The organism is Cohnella caldifontis, assembly GCF_029360585.1.
Classification (GTDB): Bacteria; Bacillota; Bacilli; order Paenibacillales; family Paenibacillaceae; genus Cohnella; species Cohnella caldifontis.
In genome coordinates this window covers 1-4,296 of the sequence record NZ_JAQZSJ010000041.1, presented here as the reverse complement: position 1 = coordinate 4,296, position 4,296 = coordinate 1, and the positions used below count along the sequence as shown (strand labels likewise).

Annotated in this window: 6 protein-coding genes; all 6 read left to right on the top strand. The window is 51.5% G+C overall.

Annotation, left to right across the window (positions count from 1 at the left end; genetic code table 11):
• Positions 1 to 129 precede the first annotated feature (129 nt).
• The 6 genes from PTZ19_RS25180 to PTZ19_RS25155 all read left to right on the top strand — a co-directional run bounded on the left by PTZ19_RS25180 (position 130) and on the right by PTZ19_RS25155 (position 4,099).
• Complete coding sequence (locus PTZ19_RS25180) at positions 130 to 2,097, top strand: hypothetical protein (RefSeq protein ID WP_276358458.1); 1,968 nt, start codon at positions 130 to 132, stop codon at positions 2,095 to 2,097.
• 15 nt (positions 2,098 to 2,112) lie between these two features.
• A complete protein-coding gene (locus tag PTZ19_RS25175) occupies positions 2,113 to 2,520 on the top strand; it encodes a hypothetical protein (RefSeq protein ID WP_276358456.1) in 408 nt (135 codons plus the stop codon).
• The gene (locus PTZ19_RS25170) at positions 2,517 to 2,660 is read left to right on the top strand and encodes an XkdX family protein (RefSeq protein WP_276358454.1); all 144 of its coding nucleotides are present in this window, start codon (positions 2,517 to 2,519) and stop codon (positions 2,658 to 2,660) included. The genes PTZ19_RS25175 and PTZ19_RS25170 overlap by 4 nt, the downstream gene beginning before the upstream one ends.
• A gap of 31 nt (positions 2,661 to 2,691) precedes the next feature.
• Entirely contained in the window at positions 2,692 to 2,952 is a 261-nt protein-coding gene (locus PTZ19_RS25165; protein ID WP_276358452.1) for a hemolysin XhlA family protein, read from the top strand.
• Positions 2,953 to 2,956: 4 nt separating this feature from the next.
• Positions 2,957 to 3,205: a hypothetical protein gene (locus PTZ19_RS25160; RefSeq protein ID WP_276358450.1), complete on the top strand. Its 249-nt coding sequence runs from the start codon at positions 2,957 to 2,959 to the stop codon at positions 3,203 to 3,205.
• Positions 3,206 to 3,337: 132 nt separating this feature from the next.
• Complete coding sequence (locus PTZ19_RS25155; RefSeq protein WP_276358449.1) at positions 3,338 to 4,099, top strand: DUF1906 domain-containing protein; 762 nt, start codon at positions 3,338 to 3,340, stop codon at positions 4,097 to 4,099.
• The last annotated feature ends 197 nt before the right edge of the window (positions 4,100 to 4,296 follow it).

Genomic DNA, 4,296 nt, shown 5'->3' with positions numbered 1-4,296 from the left:
GCTTGCCCGTGATGCCCTAAAAAGCGACCCGTTCAGCAAGCCCTAGGTACGTCACTAGTCACGGATACGTCGAGATTAGTTCTACATTATGCGGCATCCCAGTGGACATCGGCATCAGCAATCGTAGCTTTGAATCTAGTTGTACGTGGCCCATCCGGAAGTAGTGGCTATTTTGACGATGTGCGCGTTTTTGAAATCACAGCCGCTGAGAAAACGAAACTCGATGGCATGACCCCGGCAGAAGCGAAGGCATATATCGAAACGGTATATCCCTATGTAGACGATATGAAAAACATCAACGCAATTTATATCCGGACACCAGGACGGAATCTTGCATCCACCGAAGTCGGCGCTTGGGAATCCGGCACGATTAAAATCGCAGATGGTACGCAATTCTCGGATACTACAGCGATTCGCACGATTGACTATATTCCGATCATCGGTGGAAAAAACTACTTCTTTTCCGTCAATTATGCCAACGGGTACACGATGGGGGATTTTTACTCCTATTGGTACGACGAAAATAAAGCGTATATCACATTCAAGGCTGACGGCGCTGTGGCGACCGCACCGAGTAATGCGCGGTATGTACGTCTAGCGATTCGGAGAACCGACCGCGCAAACATCGACGCGAACGAGGTTAAAAACGCACAACCGATGCTTAATCTAGGGACGACGGCCGCGCCTTATGAGGTCCAAAAACCGTCCCACCTGTACTTTATGGACGGCCTGAATCTTGCGTCGAATATGGACGGTAGTGTAGCGGATACGTTGGAATTTGACGGCGAGGGGAAACCGTATGCAACTAGACGGTTTAAGCGGATGGTGTTGGATGGGTCGCAAGCATGGCAGCTAGAAACGGATTACGTTGGATTTAAGCGTGTATCCTTACCCGTATCTAACATTGCTAAACCTGTTTTGAACTCAGGTTATTGCATTAAATATAACGGGAAAATTTTATCCACCAACTTAACAAATACGGCCTATTCCGCAGGGGATCAGCTGTATGTTGGGAATACACTAGGGATTATTATCACGATTGACGATGCAGATAGCGGATGGACGGACGCGATGACACCGGGCACAACTCCGCTTATTAAGGCGTACATGAACGGTTGGAAGCTTTGCTCATCTACTGGCGGGCCCTATGACGGAATTGCTACGTACTACTGGAAATCCGTTGTTGACGGTACAGGTATTACGTCCGATCAAAACTATGTTCTAAACAACTACGCCCCTAACTTTACGCCCTACCAACTCCAATACCAGCTTTCCCAATCTGTCACGGAATTCGTTCCCTATGACGGCGAATTAATACTGGAGGATGGGGACAACTTCGTTGAAGTTGGGGCGGGGGTTATTGTTGGGGAAGCGGTAACGCCTGTTTCTAATGGCGGATTTACGCGATTAAACCAAACGGCATTCCCTGAATCGCAGTTTAATAACCGTGTCAATAGTATCCTTAGATTTTATAAAAGCGGAAAACGCGAAACAATTTATGGGACAAACTTAGGCCAAGGTTGGTATTACGATAGTGCATCAACAGCCTATGGTAATCAACGACTCACGATAGGTACGAATTTATACGACCCAACCGCCGCCTATTCCGTCGATTACTTGGCGCTGGATACGTACAAAATCGGCCTAGCACCGATTACGATCACGGGCGAAGTTGTCCCGAACATTAAGGAAGCGGTAGACGACCTGACGCGGATCGTTGTCCAAGCTAAAGCGGATATAACGGCTATGCAACGTGGGAAGGCGCATAAGCAACAGCCGCAAACCATAGCACCGATTCTTGTAGGTGGTTGGTCCAATGGTGACGAAAATATTGGATACGTTAAGTATGAGAACGGTCTAGTGGAATTTGAAGGCAACCTAAAGGGAACCGGTACAAACAACACAACAGTTTTCTACCTTCCAAAAGAATTGTGGCCTGCAAAAAATAAACGGTATCCTATTGCTCGGGTAAACGATGGCGTGATTAATAGCATGTTAATAGTCCGAGTAGATGGAAGCGTCGTTTTGTTCAGTACGGGAGCGTTCGATCCCACTATTCAATTTCAATTGAACTGCATTTTTCGTGCAAAACAATAAGGGGAGGGTTGAACCATGAAACAAGCGTTATTTGTTGGGCTAGACGGCAAGCCGAATTTCAACAGGGGAGTTTCCCACGTTGAGGGTGATGCGCCGGACATTTCCGAAGCATACGAACTAGATCCAGAAAACCCGGAGAAATTGGTTAAAGTTGGGTATTGGGTGGCGAAACGACTCGACGGCATTTTTGAGCCGATACTGAATTTCGAAACGGGGGAATGGGAAGAAACCCTACCCCTGGAGGAAGTCGAGGCACGGAGGAATCCGCCCCATGGACCCACCGAACTCGATATCATCGGTGAGCAACTCGTCCAGCGTGAACTCGAATCGCTAGATTTGCGGGCAGAAAATCAAATGCTTGGCGAGCAGCTTGTAAATCTCGAATTACAGTTGCTGGCTCTCGAAGGAGGTGCAGGAGCGTGAGCGATTTCGAGCGAGTTCAATATTACTACCAGAAGGGCTGGGCAAAGCTGCCGCAATTGCTGCAATATGTACGATTCGGCGTGATCACAACTGAGCACTACAACGAAATCACAGGATTAGACTATGAGGGGCTCGCATAAGCGGGGCCTTATTTCTTGGGAGGTGACCCCCATGCCCACGGAAGAAGCGCGCGTGCTCTCGGAAATCCGGGAGCGCGTCGTTCGTTTGGAGACGAAAATCGATGCGCTGACGGACGTGCGCGAAACGGCGGAGACGGCGAGAGACGCGGCGTTGCAGGCGCTGCAGGCAGCGAAATCGGCCCATCACCGGATCGACGAGATCGCCGACAACCAAAGATGGCTGTGGCGCACGGTGGTGGGGGCAGTCCTGGCGGCTGCGGTGGCTTTGCTCGTGAACTTGAGAGGGGGGTGACATGATGAACGAATTGACCCCTCTCACCGAACAAGCCGCGCTTCTTGCTCCGATCGTGGCTGCATATGTTGGAATTGCGAAGGAATTTAAGGTACCGAGTCGCTATAATCATATACTAAGCCTGGCCGTCGCAGCCGTATTCGTCCTGGTCCCCGATACCGTCAGGCAGACGCTAACGACGATTTCGGTCATCGGACTGACGGCGTCCGGATTGTACCAATTCGCCAAAAACAAAAAGAAGGAATCTTCGTGAAGGCTGATCGTGCTTGCGCTCCTTAGCCTGACATCATCGGGGCAGGTTTGGGCGGAGCCTACACCGCGGCCGTGACATATACATTGAATATAGAAGAGCCTGATCTCATGCATGAGGAAGGGGGGGATCTTAGTGGCGAAAGGAATCGACTGCTCTACGCCGCTGACTGCCGCCACGGCGCGGGCTCTGGCCGTGGCCGGGTTTACGTTCGCCGCTCGCTACTTGGTACCGGCAAGCTATGCTTGGAAGCGCCTGACGTCGGAAGAGGCACAGGCGATTTCGGAGGCGGGGATGAAGGTCGTCTCCGTCTACGAGACGACGGCCAACCGCCCCGCAGGCGGCGCGTCCTCTGGGCAAGCCGACGGAGCCGCCGCGTTCCGAGAAGCGCGGACGGTCGGCCAACCGCCTGGGTCGGCGATTTATTTTGCCGTGGACTACGATGCGGGGCCGGAAGACTACGATGAAATCGAAGCTTACTTGCGGGGGGCTGCCAGCCAGCTGCCGGACTTCGAGGTCGGAGTCTACGGATCCTATGCAGTCGTTGAGGAGATGGCCAAAAGGGGCGCTTGCCGCCATTTCTGGCAGACGTATGCCTGGAGCCGGGGCAAGAGAAGTGAGCGGGCGAATCTGTACCAATACCAAAACAACGTCCGCCAAGCCGGCGTGGCGGTGGATCTGAACGAGTCATTCGGAGGCGAAGGTTGGTGGAGCTTGAAAGCTGATTCCACTTTGGAGCAGGAGGAGGTGGCATCGGAAATGAGCCAAGAAGACGCGGAGAAAATCATCGCGTTCCTGCAGGCGGCATGGAATGTGGCGACCACTCAGACGGACAAGGACGAGTTTCATCGGCTGGCCAACGAAATCCGAAAAGTAGCCGGTATTCCTTTGACGTAAAGGATGACACCCTAACAAACCAAACCCACAGTAAAGATGACGACATCATCTATTTCAAGCGAAGTACCACCGAATCGCCGAATAGATGATACCGTCATTTATTTCAAGCGAAGAACCGCCTAACCCACCGAATAGAAGACAACGTCACCTATCTAGGGCTTGCTGAACAATTGAAAAATGCAGTAGCAGCAAGGATT